This window comes from Pseudomonas sp. GW821-FHT07F05 (assembly GCF_059418765.1).
The window spans coordinates 53,470-69,064 of sequence record NZ_JBWKQL010000009.1; the positions used below are offsets into that span (position 1 = coordinate 53,470).

Sequence of the window (15,595 nt, forward strand, 5' to 3'; positions counted from 1 at the left end):
ACCGAATGACTCGTGTTCGGTATGTATCGGCCGTGAAATATACGGAACCGTTCGAGCGGCGTCGCGGCTTGTTTAAGCATGACTCTGAAATTTGGGACTGGTCCTACGCAGCCCTGGGAAGTCATGAGCTATTGCCGCCGGAGAACAGCACACAAAATGCGCGCCAGCCTTTTGCACCCACGCAGGAGGTAGACGGGAGAAGCGCGCAGGTGATGGCAGTGATGAGCAAGTGGGTTTTATGGCTGATGTTCGCGGTATGTATCGGCGCCCATGCAGATGAGCACAGTGTGGAGTTTGATTACCGCAGGGCGCCTGCCTGGCCGTATTCGCTTTCAAAATCGGGAATATCCGGGTGGGTCGTCTACGACCTAGTGGCGCACCATGATGGACGGGTTTCCGAGCCTGAGGTGCTGGACAGCTCGCATCCTCTGTTTTCCCTCTCCGTGGTAAACGTGGTGCCAACGTGGCGCGTTAAACCCTGGGTCGTCAGTGAGCAGCGTCCGGCAGTCATTTCGCTGCGTCAGGAGCATTACTTCGTCCACCCGCGTGAAGGAAATGCCGCCGTGCCTTGGCTGCATCGGAGTCTGCGCCACCTGTCCTGCGCGAAATTCAACAAACGCTTCGAAGACTTCCAGCAGAACTCGTCTGATCTTGAACAGGTGGAGATGAGCGTGTTCCGGCACACCTACAGCGTGCTCGCGAGGGTGGCGACTTACAGAAAGCTGTCCGACGAGGACAGGTTCGCGCTGGGGGATGCGCTGGCAGATGCAGTTCCGGAGGTCATTCAGCGCTGCCGGGCGACTCCGGAACTGCGTTACAAGGACGTGTTGCCTGATCAAGTGAGGAGGATGCTGTGAGCCGTGCAGAGAACTGCGCAAAGTTCGCTCCGTTTCTTCAGAACAGGTGGATCCCGATACGCGCTACCTGACGCTAACCACCACCTTGCCCACCGCTTTCCTCTGCGCCAGCGATTCAATCGCTTCCCCGGCCTGCTCCAGCGGGTAAATCTTCGACACCAGCGGCTTCAACTTGCCTTCGCTGAACCAGGTGAACAGTTGCTGGAAATTCGCCGCATTGTCTTGCGGCTGGCGTTGGGCAAATGAGCCCCAAAACACGCCTACAACCGAGGCACCTTTCAACAGCGCGAGATTGACCGGCAGTTCGGGAATACGACCACTGGCGAAGCCGACGACCAGCAATCGGCCGTTCCAGGCGATGCCGCGAACGGCTTGATCAAAAAGGTCACCGCCCACAGGGTCATAGATCACATCGACGCCATTGCCGTTGGTGAGGCGTTTGATTTCATCCTTCAGATTGCTTTCGCTGTAATTGATCAACTCGTCGGCGCCGGCGGTTTTGGCGACCTCCAGCTTTTCTGCGCTGCTGGCGGCGGCGATCACGCGAGCGCCCATGGCTTTGCCGATCTCAACCGCGGCGAGGCCGACGCCCCCCGATGCGCCGAGGACGAGGAGCGTTTCGCCTGCCTGCAGATTGGCGCGCTGTTTAAGGGCGTGCATGGAGGTGCCGTACGTCATGCTGAAAGCAGCAGCGGTGGTGAAGTCCATCGTTTCGGGGATGGGGAGGACGTTGTAACCGGCCACGGCGATCTGTTCGGCGAAGCTGCCCCAGCCGGTCAGCGCCATCACTCGGTCACCGACACGAACATGGCTGACCTTTTCGCCGACAGCCGTCACGACGCCCGACGCTTCACCTCCGGGCGAAAACGGAAAAGGCGGCTTGAACTGGTATTTGCCTTCGATAATCAGCGTGTCCGGGAAGTTGACCCCGGCAGCGTGCACGTCCAGAAGAATCTCGTTTTTCTTCGGCTCCGGGCTGGGGATTTCCTCCAACACCAGATCTGCAGCGGGACCGAAGGCTTTACACAGCACGGCTTTCATCGAGGGCTATTCCTTTTTCGGGGATGGCCGATAAGTACAGGTAGCGAGGTTGTGGGGTCAATGAGCATGGCCCGGCCTGATAGGCGTGCATAAGCTGAAGTAAGCTATGCGGCAAAACGGATTGAGGAGCGGACTGTGAAAGCGTGGATTGTTATGTTGATGGCATTGTCGATGCCTGTTGTAGCGCTGGCCGAAGAGGGCGGCGAGAAAGAAGATCCGAACAAGGTTTCCTACGTGGCGTTGACGCCACCTTTCGTGGGCAACTACGCGCTGGACGGTAGCCCGAAGCTGCACGTCTACAAGGCCGACGTCGCCTTGCGCGTGACCGGCGCCGAAGCGCAGAAACTGGTGAAGCAGAACGAGCCGCTGATTCGCAACCAGTTGGTGGCGTTGTTCACTCAGCAAACGGTCGACAGCATGGGCAACGTCGATGCCAAGGAAAAACTGCGTCAGGAAGCGCTGAAGCAGACCCAGCAGGTATTGACCCAGGAAACCGGCAAGCCCGTCGTTGATGACCTGCTGTTCAATAACTTTATCGCCCAGTAAATCGCGGCATTCTGAACTCAGCGCAGGCCCAGTACGGCGGCCCATTGTTCGTCCGTCACTGGCATGACGGACAAGCGGCTGCCTTTCTGCACCAGTGGCAATTGCTCAAGGGCAGCTTGCTGCTTCAGAAATCCCAGTCCCAGCACCTTCGGAAATGCCTCGACGAAAGCCACGTCAAGGGCGCTCCAGGGATTTTTCTCCTCGGTGGCTTTGGCATCGAAGTAGTGGCTTTTCTCGTCCATCGCGGTGGGATCGGGGTACGCGGACTTAACGATTTCTCCAATGCCGGCGATCCCGGGCTCGGGGCAGCTGGAATGGTAGAAAAAGAACTGATCACCCACGGCCATCGCGCGTAGAAAGTTCCGCGCCTGATAGTTGCGGACACCGTCCCAGCGTGTCTGACCGAACTTTTTAAGCCCGCTGATCGAGAGCTCGTCGGGCTCGGATTTCATCAGCCAATAGGCCATTTACAAGGCTCCTGAACAGGTGTTGGGAAAGTTGTCCTACGTTTTGATGACAACCCGACAGTCGGCTGGCGTCAGTATTTGCGTGTTGCGTCACGTTGCCGCAGAATGCCGGCATTTTAAGGGCTGCACGATCTGGCAGCCTGTTTAAACGTTATCGATTTTAGATTCTGATTCGTTACAAAGGGGACGATGAATGCGACGCAAGCCGGATGTACTGTGGGTTTTGGCAATTTTGTTCGGCTTGGGAATCGTCACCACCGGTTACGCGCAAAGTCTGTGGGCCGCCAAGGCAGACGCGCCGGTTGAAATCACTCAGCAACAGCAGCCATTGTCCCGCCGCTAAACTGCTTTCGCAGCGCGCTTTCCTCTCAGGAGCGCGCCTTGCTGACAATTCACCCCGCCACATACCAACGCTTATCCGTCACCGTTCCTGCCAACGGAACATCCCAACTGGCGACCGCCAGCTTCGCGACTTTCTGACACTCATGGGCCAGTCCCAGCAGCACCGGTTTGCGCCAGGTTTTACGACGCGCGCGATAAGCCAGGCTGCGGTCGTAAAAGCCGCCCCCCATGCCAAGACGTCCGCCTTGCGGATCGAATCCCACGAGTGGCATCAACACCAGGTCCAGTGTCCAGATCTTGCGCTGCCGCTTGGCATTGATGCGCGGCTCCGGGATACGGAACCGGTTCGGTTTGAACTTCTCCCCTGGATGCACGCGCTGGAACACCATTTTCGTTCGCGGCCAGGCGCTCAGCACTGGCAGGTAAGTGGCCTTGCCGCGTTTTTGAGCGGCACGAAGCAGCAGGCGCGGGTCGATCTCACCGTCCATCGGAAGATAGAGAGAAACGTGCCGGGCGCGGCGAAACAGAGGGTCCTGCGCAAGTTGACGGTACACACCCTGCGCCGCCTGTCGCTGTTCTGCCGGGCTGAGCGCGCGACGACTATGGCGAAGCAGCCGACGCAACTGTGGGCGAGTGAGGCTTGAAGGATCTGGGAGGGGAGCGGCGCCGGATGAGGTCATGCTGGCGGGTCCGTAAGGCTTTGGAAGGTGATGTCGTGTAATCAGGCAGATTCACGATGCCCACCGCCAGACGGGACGCCTGGCGATGGGTAGAAGGTTCGAGACTCCCCGACGAACCGCTGTCGGTGTAGCCCTTGAACCCGAAAGTTCAAGGTGGAGATTGCAGGAGGTTTTAAGGCTTTCCGTCGAGCGGACATGCACACCAACCCCAACGTGCAACCCCCGTGGTTGTGCGTATCGGCTCAGGGACATGACCGACTGGCAAGCACTCCAGGGAGCGGTCGCAAGTATACCGAATCATGTCCGAACAATCAGCCTTGTGCTTTATCCGAATCCGTGGCAAGGACCAGGTCTACACGGTCCAGCAAATCGCGAACCTGCTCGCTATTGGCACCATTTGTCTGGGCCTTTGCGGGTGGCAGTTCCTGTTTGTGCAGAAGGTCATGGGTAATGTTCAGTGCGGCCATCACCGCAATACGGTCGGCGCCGATGACTTTGCCGCTGCTGCGGATCTCGCGCATTTTGCCGTCCAGATAACGCGCGGCGCTGACCAGATTGGTGCGCTCCTCTTGCGGGCAGATGATCGAATATTCTTTGTCGAGGATTTGCACGGTGATGCTGTTGCCATTACTCATGAGTCTTGCTCCAGGGCCTTGAGGCGCGAAATCATGGACTCGACCTTTTGCCGGGCGATTTCGTTTTTTTCAATGAGTTGAGCGCGTTCCTCGCGCCAGGATTTTTCCTGAGCTAATAGGAGTCCGTTTTGACTTTTTAGTTGCTCGACACGATTGATCAATAACTCCAGTCGAGCCATCAGCGCTTGCAGGTCGTTGTCTTCCATTGTTTTCCACTGATTACTTTCAGATGAGTGGTGCAGGCGCTGGCGTCTGGATTCGCCCCGGACATCGCCTGATAGCTTGGGCGCGTCTGCCGGTGCTACGATACAAGGCCTTCATTCTAGACATTGCGCCGCCTGGCGCCTAGTTGCCCATGCCTATTCAGAATTCCCCGTACAACGGCTTCGCCACCCTGCTTACCAGCAGTGGTCATCACGTATCGCCTGCCGAACTGCACGGCCTTTTGCTCGGCCGCAGTTGCGCCGGCGCAGGCTTTGATGCTGAGGAGTGGCTGACCGACGCTCACCTGCTGCTGGAAACAGAGCCTGACGACAAAGTGCGCCAGGCCCTGATCGGCCTGCAGGCAATGGTCAAAAGCGAACTGACCGGCGACGACATGACCGTCGTGTTGCTGTTGCCCGGCGATGATGAGCCTCTGGCTACGCGCACCGCCGCCATGGCCCAGTGGTGCCAGGGTTTCCTCAGCGGCTTTGCCCGGGTCGGTGGTCAGTCGCTGAGCGATGATGCCAGGGACGTGCTGCAAGATCTGGCTGCCATCGCTCAGGTCCACGATGCGCTCGACGAGTCCGAAGACGGCGAGAGCGACTACATGGAAGTGATGGAATACCTGCGCGTTGCGCCGTTGCTGCTGTTCACCGAGTTCAACCAGAAAACCGACGCCGAAGACGAAGCCAAGCCGTCTTTGCACTGACAGCGCGTCATCGCTGCTTCGGCCATGCCGCCCTGCGCGGCGGTGGCCGAAGCGCACCTCCCGGAGTACCGCACTTGCCCATGATTCATATCCCGAAAGCCGAATATGCCCGCCGCCGCAAGGCGTTGATGGAGCAGATGGAGCCCAACAGCATCGCCATTCTGCCAGCGGCGGCTGTGGCCATTCGGAACCGGGACGTTGAACATGTGTACCGCCAGGACAGCGACTTTCAGTACCTGAGCGGCTTCCCCGAGCCTGAAGCGGTGATCGTGCTGATCCCCGGCCGCGAGTACGGTGAGTACGTCCTGTTCTGCCGCGAGCGCAATCCCGAGCGCGAGTTGTGGGACGGCCTGCGCGCGGGTCAGGACGGCGCGATGCGCGAGTACGGCGCCGACGATGCCTTTCCGATCACCGACATCGACGACATCCTGCCCGGGCTCATCGAGGGTCGCGATCGGGTGTATTCGTCCATGGGCAGTAATCCTGAATTCGACCGACATGTGATGGAGTGGATCAATGTCATCCGCTCCAAGGCGCATCTGGGTGCGCAGCCGCCGAAAGAATTCGTTGCGCTGGATCACCTGCTCCACGACATGCGCCTGTATAAATCGGCGGCCGAAGTGAAAGTGATGCGTGAGGCCGCGCAGATCTCGGCCCGGGCCCACGTGCGGGCGATGCAAGCCAGTCGCGCCGGGCTCTACGAGTTCAGCCTGGAAGCGGAGCTGGATTACGAATTCCGCAAGGGCGGCGCCAAGATGCCGGCCTATGGCTCCATCGTCGCGTCGGGGCGCAACGCCTGCATCCTGCATTATCAGGAGAACGATGCGCTGCTCAGAGACGGCGATCTGGTGCTGATCGATGCCGGTTGCGAGATCGACTGCTACGCCAGTGACATCACCCGTACCTTCCCGGTCAGCGGCAAATTCTCCGCCGAACAGAAAGCGATTTACGAGGTGGTGCTCAAATCCCAGGAAGCGGCGTTTGCGGCGATCAAACCCGGCAATCACTGGAATCAGGCTCACGAGGCGACGGTTCGGGTTATCACCGAAGGCCTGGTAGAACTTGGGCTGCTGCGAGGCGCGGTGGATGAACTGATTGCCGCCGAAGCGTACAAAGCTTTCTACATGCACCGTGCCGGACACTGGCTGGGCATGGACGTGCACGATGTCGGCGAATACAAGGTCGGCGGCGAGTGGCGCGTGCTGGAGGCCGGGATGGCGCTGACGGTCGAGCCCGGCATTTATGTGTCCCCGGACAATCAGACCGTTGCCAAGAAGTGGCGCGGGATTGGCGTGCGAATCGAGGATGACGTCGTGGTGACCAAAAAAGGCTGTGAAATCCTGACGGGCGACGTGCCAAAAACCGTTGCCGACATTGAGGCCCTGATGGCCGCTGCGCGAACCCAAGCCGCATGAGCCGCTTTAATCTGGCCATCGTCGGCGGCGGGCTGGTCGGCGCAAGCCTCGCTCTCGCCCTGCAAGCCGGGGCGAAGGCGCGGGGCTGGAAAATTGTCCTGATCGAGCCGTTTGCGCCTGGCGACACGTACCAGCCCAGCTATGACGCGCGCTCTTCGGCGCTGTCTTTCGGCGCGCGGCAGATCTACGAGCGCCTGGGCCTGTGGCAGCAGATCAGCCGCCGCGCCGAGCCGATTCTCAAAATTCACGTTTCCGACAAAGGCCGGTTCGGCGCTGCGCACCTGTCTTCGATGGAGGAAGGCGTTCCGGCCCTGGGCTATGTGGTTGAAAACGCCTGGCTTGGCCAATGCCTGTGGCAGGCGCTGGACAAGGACGTGATCAGTTGGCGGGTGCCGGCTGAGGTCACGCACATGCAGGCGCTGCCCGATGGCTACCAACTGACCCTGAACGACGAAACTCAGCTCACTTGCGATCTGGCGGTGCTGGCCGACGGCGGCCGCTCCAGCCTGCGCGAGCAGTTGGGCATTGCCGTGCGGAACACGCCGTACGATCAGAGCGCCCTCATTGCCAACATCACGCCGGGAGATCCACACGGTGGTGAGGCCTTCGAGCGGTTTACCGAAAATGGCCCCATGGCGTTGTTGCCGCTTCCGGACAACCGCTGCGCACTGGTCTGGACGCGCACCGGCAATGACGTTCAACGGCTGATGGCGCTGGACGACCGACGCTTTCTGGAAGAACTGCAGGGCGTCTTTGGCTACCGTTTGGGTGCGCTGAAACAAGTGGGTGCGCGGCATAGCTATCCGCTGGCGTTGATCGAGGCCGAAGAGCAGATCCGCTCCCATCTGGTGGTGCTCGGCAACGCGGCCCACAGTCTTCATCCAATTGCGGGGCAGGGCTTCAACCTGTCGCTGCGTGATGCGGCCTCCCTGGCCGAATCACTGCTCGCCAGCGAAGCACCGCTGGGCGAGCTGTCGACGCTGCAGGCCTACCGCGAGCGCCAGCGCGTTGATCAAAAACTGACCGTCGGCTTTTCGGATCAAGTCACCCGGCTGTTCAGCAGTCAGCAATCCCTCGTCACGGCAGGCCGCAACTTGGGCCTCCTGGGCCTGGATCTGCTGCCGTCCGCCAAGAGCTGGTTCGCCCGTCAGGCCATGGGCCTGGGAACGCGAAGCGATGTCTGAACACTCCATTCATTCGTGGCCTTCGCCACAACCGAGAACGATTTAAAGCATGGAAACGCGCGCAGATCTGCTGATTGTCGGGGCCGGAATGGTGGGGAGCGCGCTTGCACTGGCGCTGCGCGACAGTGGGCTGAACATCCTCGTGGTGGATGGTGGTCCTCTGACGGTCAAGCCGTTCGTGGCCGACGCGCCGTTCGAGGCGCGGGTCAGCGCGCTGTCCATCGCCAGTCAGCGCATTCTCGAGCGGCTAGGCGTCTGGGACGGCATCGTTGCGCGGCGAGTCAGCCCCTACAGCGACATGCACGTGTGGGATGGCAGCGGCACGGGCAAGGTGCATTTTTCTGCCTCCAGCGTTCACGCCGAAGTGCTTGGGCATATCGTTGAAAACCGCGTGGTGCAGGATGCGCTGGTCGAACGCTTGCATGACAGCAACATCGGTTTGCTGGCCGATGCGCGTCTGGAGCAGATGCGTCACTCCGGCGATGACTGGCTGCTGACCCTGTCCGACGGCCGCACATTGCGCGCGCCGCTGGTAGTCGCGGCCGATGGCGCCAACTCGACCGTGCGGCGCATGACGGGCACCGCGACGCGGGAATGGGACTACCTGCATCACGCCATTGTGACGAGCGTGCGCACGGCGGACTCCCACCGCAAAACCGCCTGGCAGCGCTTTACTGACGACGGCCCGCTGGCCTTTTTGCCGCTGGACCGAGAGGGTGAGCATTGGTGCTCCATCGTCTGGTCGGTGACACCGGAGCAATCCGAGCGGTTGATGAAGCTCGATGACCAACGCTTCTGCCGTGAGCTGGAGAATGCGTTCGAAGGCTGTCTCGGGCAGGTGATCTCGGCTGATTCGCGGGTTTGCGTCCCGCTGCGGCAACGCCATGCCAAGCGCTATGTGGCGCCGGGCCTTGCGCTGATCGGCGACGCCGCGCACACCATTCATCCATTGGCGGGGCAGGGCGTCAACCTGGGCTTTCTCGACGCAGCCGTGCTCGCCGAAGTGCTGCGCGGTGCGGTCGGGCGCGGAGAGCGTCTGGCCGATGAGCGTGTGTTGAGCCGTTACGAGCGTCGGCGCATGCCGCATAACCTGGCGTTGATGGCGGCGATGGAAGGCTTCGAGCGGCTGTTCCAGGCCGATGCGCTGCCGGTTCGTTTGCTGCGCAATGCCGGGCTGAAGATGGTCGATCATTCGGCAGAAGCCAAAGCATTGTTCGTGCGTCAGGCGTTGGGGCTGACCGGGGACCTCCCCGAGTTGGCGAAGCTCTGACGGCACAGCGCTTTCTGTCCGCGCGCTTCACTGTGGGACCGGCTTGGCTGGGAAAGCGCCATTTGCTACGCGGGGAATCTGATGGCGTTGAAGCCGGCCTCTTCCCGGCTGACGCCGGTCCCACTGAAACCGCGCGCGTTCAGAGGGTTCACCGCCGGCACTCCGCAACATCCGGTAACGGCTCAATCCTGACTTCGGTTGAGATGGTAGATGCGATTCACTACCATTTCGCCTCGTTTTTCCCCTCTCTCGAATCAGGAGAACCTGCATGCAGGCGAGCAAGCGTCTTTTGGCTGCCCTGGCATTAACCGTGCTCGGCAGCACCGCCCAGGCCGCAGATGAAGTGGTGGTGTATTCCTCCCGAATCGATGAGCTGATCAAACCGGTGTTCGATGCCTACACCGCCAAGACCGGTGTGAAGGTCAAGTTCATCACCGACAAGGAAGCCCCGCTGATGCAGCGCATCAAGGCCGAGGGCCAGAACGCAACGGCTGACCTGCTGCTCACCGTCGACGCAGGCAACCTCTGGCAAGCGGAACAGATGGGCATCCTGCAACCGTTCACCTCGCCGGTCGTCGACGCGAACATTCCGCCTCAATACCGCTCTTCCACCCACAGCTGGACCGGCCTGAGCCTGCGCGCGCGGACCATCGCCTACTCCACCGATCGCGTCAAACCTGAAGAACTCACCACCTACGAAGCGCTGGCCGACAAACAGTGGGAAGGACGTCTTTGCCTGCGTACCGCCAAGAAGGTCTACAACCAGTCGCTGACCGCCACGCTGATCGAAACCCACGGCGCCGAGGCGTCTGAAAAGATTCTCAGGGGCTGGGTGAACAACCTCTCGACCGACGTGTTTTCCGATGACATCGCGGTGCTGGAAGCCATCAATGCCGGCCAATGCGACGTCGGCATCGTCAATACTTACTACTACGGTCGCTTGCACAAGGACAATCCGGACCTTGCCGTGCGCCTGTTCTGGCCCAATCAGTCGGATCGCGGCGTGCACGTCAATCTTTCCGGCATTGGCCTGACCAAGTACGCGCCCCATGCCGACGCCGCCAAAGCGTTGGTGGAATGGATGACGGGCCCCGAAGCCCAGACGATATTCGCCGGCACCAACCAGGAATTCCCGGCCAACCCGAAAGTCGCACCGTCCGAAGAAGTGGCGAGCTGGGGCGCATTCAAGGCGGACACAATCCCGGTTGAAGTGGCCGGTCGGCGGCAGGCCGAAGCGATTCGCATGATGGACCGTGCTGGATGGAACTGATCTCTCGCAAAAAAAGCCCGGATTAACGCCGGTTTTTGCATTTTGGTGAAGATCCTGTGGGAGTGAGCTTGCTCACGAAGACGGCATTTCAATCGCTGGAGATCTAGCGGATGTGCCGGCCTCTTCGCGAGCAAGGTGGAGCGCCACCCCGGTCGCTCCCCCCAAGGGCTTCGGCAACCCGCAACTCTCCATGAGTAACCCCTTTGGCCCACTCCCCCCAGCGTCGCTGGTACCCCCTGGTTTTCACCATCGCCGCGCTGGTGCTGCTGCCGTTGAGCGTGCTGCTGTTCTCCTGGCAAACCGTCGATCAGCAGATCTGGTCCCACCTCTGGGAAACCCAGATGCCACGGTTGCTTGGCAACACCCTGACGCTGGTGCTCGGCGTCGGGCTGGGCGTTACGGTCTTGGGCGTGAGTCTCGCGTGGCTGACGGCGCTGTGTGAGTTCCCGGGGCGGCGCTGGCTCGACTGGGCGCTGATGCTGCCGTTTGCCATCCCGGCGTATGTGCTGGCGTTTGTCTTTGTGGGATTGCTGGATTTCGCAGGTCCGGTGCAGACGCTGTTGCGCGAGTGGTTCGGCTCCGGCCTGCGTCTGCCGCGAGTGCGCTCGACCGGTGGCGTGATCATCGTGCTGGTGCTGGTGTTTTACCCCTACGTCTATCTGTTGGCGCGCACGGCATTCCTGGCGCAGGGCAAAGGCCTGATGGAGGCCGCCCGCATTTTGGGGCAGTCGCCGTGGCAAGCGTTCTGGCGCGTGGCATTGCCCATGGCGCGGCCGGCGATCGGTGCCGGGGTCGCGTTGGCGTTGATGGAAACCCTGGCGGATTTCGGCGCGGTGTCGGTGTTCAACTTCGACACCTTCACCACCGCGATCTACAAAACCTGGTACGGCTTCTTTAGCCTGTCGAGCGCCGCGCAACTGGCGAGCCTGCTGCTGCTGGCCGTCATGGTCCTGTTGTACGGCGAGCATCGCGCACGGGGGGCGAGCCGGCCGAGCAACGAGCGTCCGAGGGTCAAGGCGCTGTATCACCTGCACGGCATCAAAGCCGCCGCCGCCAGCACATGGTGTGGACTGGTGTTCGCCTGCGCGTTCGTGGTGCCGCTGTTGCAGTTGATTGTCTGGGTCTGGCAGCGCGGGCGTTTCGACCTCGACGAGCGCTACGCCGGGTTGATCCTGCACACGCTTTATCTGGGCGGCATCGCTGCGCTGGTCACGGTGTGCGTCGCGATGATTCTCGTGTTTGCCCGGCGTCTCGCCCCCATTCGCGCCATCCGCTCGGGCGTCAGCCTCGCCAACATCGGCTACGCGCTGCCCGGCTCTGTGCTGGCGGTGTCGATCATGTTGGCGTTCAGTTATCTCGACCGGGAACTGGTTGTGCCCTTATCCACCTGGATGGGCGGTGCTGGCCGGCCGCTTTTGCTGGGCAGCCTGGGGGCGCTCGTGCTTGCGTACCTGGTGCGCTTCATTGCGGTCGCCTACGGGCCGCTCGAGAACAGCCTGTCGCGCATTCGCCCTTCATTGCCCGAAGCCGCTCGCAGTCTGGGGGTCAGTGGGCCACGATTGTTTTTCAGGATTTATCTGCCGCTGCTCATACCCGGCACGTTGAGCGCTGCGCTGCTGGTCTTCGTCGACGTCCTCAAGGAAATGCCCGCCACGCTGCTCATGCGCCCGTTTGGCTGGGACACGCTGGCCGTGCGCATCTTCGAAATGACCAGCGAAGGCGAGTGGGCGCGTGCGGCTCTGCCTGCACTGACATTGGTGCTGGTCGGGCTGCTTCCGGTCATCGGTTTGATCAGACGTTCGGCTAAGCCGATTGGTTAGGTGCGGGGTCCCAACCTTGCGGCTACAATGCGCCGCAATCGACTCGGTCTGTCAGACAATTCCACAAATTAGCAACGGCTCCAAACCCCAATTCACGGGGGATTTGCGGGATTGCCAGTGACCGCGTCTTCGCCACGCCCGGAAGGAGAAACCCATGGGACAGCGTACGCCCCTCTTTGACCTGCACCTCGCGCTCGGCGCGAAGCTGGTCGATTTTGGTGGTTGGGACATGCCCTTGCACTACGGATCGCAGGTCGAGGAGCACCATCAGGTGCGCCGGGATTGCGGGATTTTCGACGTGTCGCACATGCATGTGCTCGATGTATCCGGCAGCCAGGCCAAGCCTTGGCTGCAACATCTGCTGGCCAACGACGTCGGCAGGTTGCAACAGACCGGGCAGGCGCTTTACAGCGCGATGCTCGACACCCACGGCGGTATCGTCGACGACATGATCGTCTACCTGACCGACGAGGGTTATCGACTGGTGGTCAACGCCGCCACCGGCGACAAGGATCTGGCCTGGATGAACGCCAACCTTGCCGGCTACGACGTGCGCGTCAGGCATCGCTCGGAGCTGGCCATGCTCGCCATTCAGGGGCCAAACGCCCGGCAGAAGATCGGCGAACTGGTCAATCAGGAACGCACCGCGCTCATCCACACCCTCAGACCCTTCGAAGGCCAGCAGGAAGGCGGCTGGTTCATTGCCCGCACAGGTTATACCGGTGAAGACGGCCTGGAGATCATCCTGCCCGCCACCGAAGCCTGCAGTTTTTTCAACGACATGGTCGGTGCCGGCATCTCGCCGATCGGTCTGGGCGCCCGCGATACGCTGCGGCTGGAAGCGGGCATGAATCTGTACGGTCAGGAAATCGACGAGCAGGTTTCGCCGCTGGTCTCCAATATGGCCTGGACGGTCGCGTGGACGCCTGAAGACCGAACGTTCATCGGGCGTGCTGCACTCGAAGCAGAGCGCGCGCGAGGCATCTCCTCAAGACTTGTAGGGCTGGTCCTCGAAGAGCGGGGCGTTTTGCGCGCTCATCAGGTCGTCCGAATAGCGGAAGTTGGCGAAGGAGAGATCACCAGTGGTAGTTTCTCTCCTACGCTAAGCAAGTCGATCGCGCTGGCGCGAGTGCCGATGGCCACCGCTGACCGTGCCGAGGTGGAAATCCGGGGCAAGTGGTACCCGGTCCGAGTGGTTCGACCCGCATTCGTGCGTCACGGCAAGGCCCTGATTTAACCCTGATTTAAAAGCCATCCCTGGCGGGTTTTTCCGCTGACCTGATGAAGTAGAGAGGATAAGAACATGAGCACTATTCCCGCCGGACTGCGTTTTGCCGAGAGCCACGAGTGGGCGAAGCAAGAGGGTGATCTGATCGTTGTCGGTATTTCCGATCATGCGCAGGAAGCGCTGGGTGACGTGGTGTTCGTCGAGCTGCCTGAGGTGGGTAAGGTTTTCGCGGCCCCAGGTGATCAGGCCGGTGTCGTCGAGTCGGTAAAGGCTGCGTCTGACATCTACTCGCCCGTGGCGGGCGAAGTCGTCGAGGTCAACGAGGCGCTGGCTGATGGCCCAGAGGCATTGAACGAGGCGCCATACGCGTCGTGGATCTTCAAGGTCAAGCCAGCCAATACCGCGGACCTGGGCAAGCTGCTTGATGCAGCCGGCTACAAGGCACTGATCGGCGAATAAGCCCATCGGTCAGGCACAAAAAAGCCGCTCAAGTGAGCGGCTTTTTATTGGGAGCTAGATTGGCGTTATGCGGCCAACCCGTCTCGACAGGTCTGACTTATTGCTCGGCAACCAGGTTCTTCGCCAGGATGGCGTTCGCCAGGTCCATGTCCGATGCCTTGAGGGCCGGGTTGTCCTTGCGCACCTGATCCATGGCGGCTTCCAGGTATGGGCCACGGATTTCGCCGTTGCTGGCAACGAAGCTGCCAGCGTCATCTTGTGCAGCGACGATCAGCTTGTGGTGACGGAAGGTGAGGTAGGTCGAACCGGTTGTGGCACCAGACGAAAGCACGTCCCGCAGAAAACCGTCGGCCATTGCTGAACCGACTGGCAGGGAAAGCAAAGCTAACGTGGCTACAGCAAGTTTAAGACGCATGACGGGTACTCCGATGTTGGTTTGTTCTGAAACGATTTGATACGCCATCTGCCGTTCTAGTTCCCCGTGCTCAGGGCTTCATAGCGCAACGACCTGCCAAGTCTTCTCGTCCGGGCGTTGATCAACGTTCGGAGGGTCATGGTTGATGACGGTGGGAAGTTGATCGGGCAGAGTACGGTGACTGCAATCTGCGCGGCTTCTGTGTTTGATCGGGACAACAGCTGGCGCAGCCCATCGAGATTCAAGCCGCAAAAACAATAGGAGGGCGTCATGGCTGTTCTGGAAAGTTTTCGTCTCGACGGCAGGGTGGCGCTGATCACCGGCTCCAGCGCAGGCATCGGTCTGGCGATTGCCCGGGGTCTGGCCGAAGCAGGCGCCACGGTCGTGCTCAACGGCCGCAACGCCGAGACGCTGCAATCGGCCGCCCAAGCCTTGATCGCGGAGGGGCATGCAGTTCACACGCAGAGTTTTGATGTGACGGACAGCAAGGCGGTCGCCGTTGCGGTTCAGGAAATCGAAGAACGCGTCGGGCCGCTGGAAATCCTGGTCAACAACGCCGGCATCCAACGGCGCGGGCCGCTGGCGGAGTTCGCCGAGGCGGACTGGCACGAGCTGATGCGTACCAACCTGGACAGCGCGTTCTTCGTCGGCCAAGCGGTCGCGCGCTGCATGATCCCCCGTGGGCGCGGGCGCATCATCAACATCTGTTCGGTGCAGAGCGAGCTGGGCCGACCGGGCATTGCGCCGTATACCGCGAGCAAGGGCGCGCTGAAGATGCTGACCAAAGGCATGGCGATCGACTGGGGCCCGTTCGGTCTCAACGTCAACGGGATCGGGCCGGGCTACTTCAAGACCGAGCTCAACGCTGCGCTGGTGGCCAACACCGAATTCAGCGACTGGCTGGTGCAACGCACGCCGAGCCGTCGTTGGGGCGAAGTGTCGGAGCTGGCGGGCGCGGCGGTGTTTCTCGCCTCGGACGCGGCCAGCTTCGTCAACGGCCACATCCTTTACGTCGACGGTGCCATCACGGCATCGCTGTAATCCGGAGAATGA

At 61.0% G+C, this 15,595-nt stretch carries 18 protein-coding genes and 1 other RNA gene; 12 read left to right on the forward strand and 7 right to left on the reverse strand.

Translation table 11 applies throughout. The features are described 5' to 3' along the window. Positions 1–32 precede the first annotated feature (32 nt). Complete coding sequence (locus AC07RO_RS18395) at positions 33–857, forward strand: energy transducer TonB (protein ID WP_495086753.1); 825 nt, start codon at positions 33–35, stop codon at positions 855–857. Between the two features lie 63 nt (positions 858–920). Here AC07RO_RS18395 and AC07RO_RS18400 read toward each other — a convergent pair whose 3' ends face one another. Further along, positions 921–1,898: an NADPH:quinone oxidoreductase family protein gene (locus tag AC07RO_RS18400; RefSeq protein WP_423571912.1), complete on the reverse strand. Its 978-nt coding sequence runs from the start codon at positions 1,896–1,898 to the stop codon at positions 921–923. 135 nt (positions 1,899–2,033) lie between these two features. Here AC07RO_RS18400 and AC07RO_RS18405 point away from each other — a divergent pair, with 135 nt between their 5' ends. Further along, positions 2,034–2,444, forward strand: coding sequence for a flagellar basal body-associated protein FliL (locus tag AC07RO_RS18405; protein WP_192171367.1), 411 nt, complete (start codon positions 2,034–2,036; stop codon positions 2,442–2,444). Positions 2,445–2,461: 17 nt separating this feature from the next. Here AC07RO_RS18405 and AC07RO_RS18410 read toward each other — a convergent pair whose 3' ends face one another. Further along, positions 2,462–2,911 (reverse strand): EVE domain-containing protein, encoded by a 450-nt coding sequence (locus tag AC07RO_RS18410; RefSeq protein ID WP_495086754.1) that lies wholly within the window; start codon positions 2,909–2,911, stop codon positions 2,462–2,464. Positions 2,912–3,104: 193 nt separating this feature from the next. On the opposite strand from AC07RO_RS18410, the gene AC07RO_RS18415 reads away from it, so the two are divergent. After that, the gene (locus AC07RO_RS18415; protein WP_346628097.1) at positions 3,105–3,254 is read left to right on the forward strand and encodes a hypothetical protein; all 150 of its coding nucleotides are present in this window, start codon (positions 3,105–3,107) and stop codon (positions 3,252–3,254) included. A 49-nt stretch (positions 3,255–3,303) separates the two neighbouring features. On the opposite strand, the gene AC07RO_RS18420 is transcribed toward AC07RO_RS18415, so the two are convergent. The 4 genes from AC07RO_RS18420 to AC07RO_RS18435 all read right to left on the reverse strand — a co-directional run bounded on the left by AC07RO_RS18420 (position 3,304) and on the right by AC07RO_RS18435 (position 4,774). After that, positions 3,304–3,933, reverse strand: coding sequence for a 5-formyltetrahydrofolate cyclo-ligase (locus tag AC07RO_RS18420; RefSeq protein WP_495086755.1), 630 nt, complete (start codon positions 3,931–3,933; stop codon positions 3,304–3,306). A gap of 101 nt (positions 3,934–4,034) precedes the next feature. Continuing rightward, positions 4,035–4,213, reverse strand: a non-coding RNA gene (ssrS, locus tag AC07RO_RS18425) — 6S RNA. A gap of 31 nt (positions 4,214–4,244) precedes the next feature. Further along, the gene (locus AC07RO_RS18430; protein WP_282365809.1) at positions 4,245–4,568 is read right to left on the reverse strand and encodes a cell division protein ZapA; all 324 of its coding nucleotides are present in this window, start codon (positions 4,566–4,568) and stop codon (positions 4,245–4,247) included. Further along, positions 4,565–4,774, reverse strand: a complete 210-nt coding sequence (locus AC07RO_RS18435) for a TIGR02449 family protein (protein WP_037016503.1) — start codon at positions 4,772–4,774, stop codon at positions 4,565–4,567. Before AC07RO_RS18435 ends, AC07RO_RS18430 begins: the two co-directional genes overlap by 4 nt. A 149-nt stretch (positions 4,775–4,923) precedes the next feature. On the opposite strand from AC07RO_RS18435, the gene AC07RO_RS18440 reads away from it, so the two are divergent. The 8 genes from AC07RO_RS18440 (at position 4,924) to gcvH (ending at position 14,127) form a co-directional block, all read left to right on the forward strand. Next, complete coding sequence (locus tag AC07RO_RS18440) at positions 4,924–5,481, forward strand: YecA/YgfB family protein (RefSeq protein ID WP_192171362.1); 558 nt, start codon at positions 4,924–4,926, stop codon at positions 5,479–5,481. Between the two features lie 80 nt (positions 5,482–5,561). Beyond that, positions 5,562–6,896, forward strand: a complete 1,335-nt coding sequence (gene pepP / locus AC07RO_RS18445; protein ID WP_369305153.1) for a Xaa-Pro aminopeptidase — start codon at positions 5,562–5,564, stop codon at positions 6,894–6,896. Continuing rightward, a complete protein-coding gene (gene ubiH, locus AC07RO_RS18450) occupies positions 6,893–8,080 on the forward strand; it encodes a 2-octaprenyl-6-methoxyphenyl hydroxylase (protein ID WP_282365801.1) in 1,188 nt (395 codons plus the stop codon). The genes pepP and ubiH overlap by 4 nt, the downstream gene beginning before the upstream one ends. Positions 8,081–8,129: 49 nt before the next feature. Beyond that, complete coding sequence (locus tag AC07RO_RS18455) at positions 8,130–9,350, forward strand: 2-octaprenyl-3-methyl-6-methoxy-1,4-benzoquinol hydroxylase (protein WP_495086756.1); 1,221 nt, start codon at positions 8,130–8,132, stop codon at positions 9,348–9,350. Between the two features lie 268 nt (positions 9,351–9,618). After that, the gene (locus AC07RO_RS18460; RefSeq protein ID WP_495086757.1) at positions 9,619–10,620 is read left to right on the forward strand and encodes an extracellular solute-binding protein; all 1,002 of its coding nucleotides are present in this window, start codon (positions 9,619–9,621) and stop codon (positions 10,618–10,620) included. Positions 10,621–10,823: 203 nt separating this feature from the next. Further along, a complete protein-coding gene (locus tag AC07RO_RS18465; RefSeq protein ID WP_495086758.1) occupies positions 10,824–12,440 on the forward strand; it encodes an ABC transporter permease in 1,617 nt (538 codons plus the stop codon). 154 nt (positions 12,441–12,594) lie between these two features. Next, the gene (gene gcvT, locus AC07RO_RS18470; RefSeq protein WP_192171357.1) at positions 12,595–13,677 is read left to right on the forward strand and encodes a glycine cleavage system aminomethyltransferase GcvT; all 1,083 of its coding nucleotides are present in this window, start codon (positions 12,595–12,597) and stop codon (positions 13,675–13,677) included. A gap of 66 nt (positions 13,678–13,743) precedes the next feature. After that, positions 13,744–14,127, forward strand: coding sequence for a glycine cleavage system protein GcvH (gene gcvH, locus AC07RO_RS18475; RefSeq protein ID WP_495008390.1), 384 nt, complete (start codon positions 13,744–13,746; stop codon positions 14,125–14,127). A gap of 97 nt (positions 14,128–14,224) precedes the next feature. On the opposite strand, the gene AC07RO_RS18480 is transcribed toward gcvH, so the two are convergent. Further along, positions 14,225–14,542 carry a DUF2388 domain-containing protein gene (locus tag AC07RO_RS18480; protein WP_065987516.1) on the reverse strand — a complete coding sequence of 106 codons (318 nt, stop codon included), beginning with the start codon at positions 14,540–14,542 and terminating at the stop codon, positions 14,225–14,227. A 270-nt stretch (positions 14,543–14,812) separates the two neighbouring features. Between AC07RO_RS18480 and AC07RO_RS18485 the strand changes: the two genes are divergently transcribed. Continuing rightward, a complete protein-coding gene (locus AC07RO_RS18485; protein ID WP_495086759.1) occupies positions 14,813–15,583 on the forward strand; it encodes a glucose 1-dehydrogenase in 771 nt (256 codons plus the stop codon). Positions 15,584–15,595: the final 12 nt, after the last annotated feature.

Bases quoted from the DNA above. Each gene is read 5' to 3' on its own strand.
- pepP (WP_369305153.1), top strand. From the start codon at position 5,562: ATGATTCATATCCCGAAAGCCGAATATGCCCGCCGCCGCAAGGCGTTG.
- AC07RO_RS18420 (WP_495086755.1), bottom strand. From the start codon at position 3,933: ATGACCTCATCCGGCGCCGCTCCCCTCCCAGATCCTTCAAGCCTCACT.
- AC07RO_RS18485 (WP_495086759.1), top strand. From the start codon at position 14,813: ATGGCTGTTCTGGAAAGTTTTCGTCTCGACGGCAGGGTGGCGCTGATC.
- ubiH (WP_282365801.1), top strand. From the start codon at position 6,893: ATGAGCCGCTTTAATCTGGCCATCGTCGGCGGCGGGCTGGTCGGCGCA.
- AC07RO_RS18410 (WP_495086754.1), bottom strand. From the start codon at position 2,911: ATGGCCTATTGGCTGATGAAATCCGAGCCCGACGAGCTCTCGATCAGC.
- AC07RO_RS18430 (WP_282365809.1), bottom strand. From the start codon at position 4,568: ATGAGTAATGGCAACAGCATCACCGTGCAAATCCTCGACAAAGAATAT.
- gcvH (WP_495008390.1), top strand. From the start codon at position 13,744: ATGAGCACTATTCCCGCCGGACTGCGTTTTGCCGAGAGCCACGAGTGG.
- gcvT (WP_192171357.1), top strand. From the start codon at position 12,595: ATGGGACAGCGTACGCCCCTCTTTGACCTGCACCTCGCGCTCGGCGCG.
- AC07RO_RS18480 (WP_065987516.1), bottom strand. From the start codon at position 14,542: ATGCGTCTTAAACTTGCTGTAGCCACGTTAGCTTTGCTTTCCCTGCCA.
- AC07RO_RS18435 (WP_037016503.1), bottom strand. From the start codon at position 4,774: ATGGAAGACAACGACCTGCAAGCGCTGATGGCTCGACTGGAGTTATTG.
- AC07RO_RS18400 (WP_423571912.1), bottom strand. From the start codon at position 1,898: ATGAAAGCCGTGCTGTGTAAAGCCTTCGGTCCCGCTGCAGATCTGGTG.
- AC07RO_RS18440 (WP_192171362.1), top strand. From the start codon at position 4,924: ATGCCTATTCAGAATTCCCCGTACAACGGCTTCGCCACCCTGCTTACC.
- AC07RO_RS18415 (WP_346628097.1), top strand. From the start codon at position 3,105: ATGCGACGCAAGCCGGATGTACTGTGGGTTTTGGCAATTTTGTTCGGC.
- AC07RO_RS18460 (WP_495086757.1), top strand. From the start codon at position 9,619: ATGCAGGCGAGCAAGCGTCTTTTGGCTGCCCTGGCATTAACCGTGCTC.
- AC07RO_RS18455 (WP_495086756.1), top strand. From the start codon at position 8,130: ATGGAAACGCGCGCAGATCTGCTGATTGTCGGGGCCGGAATGGTGGGG.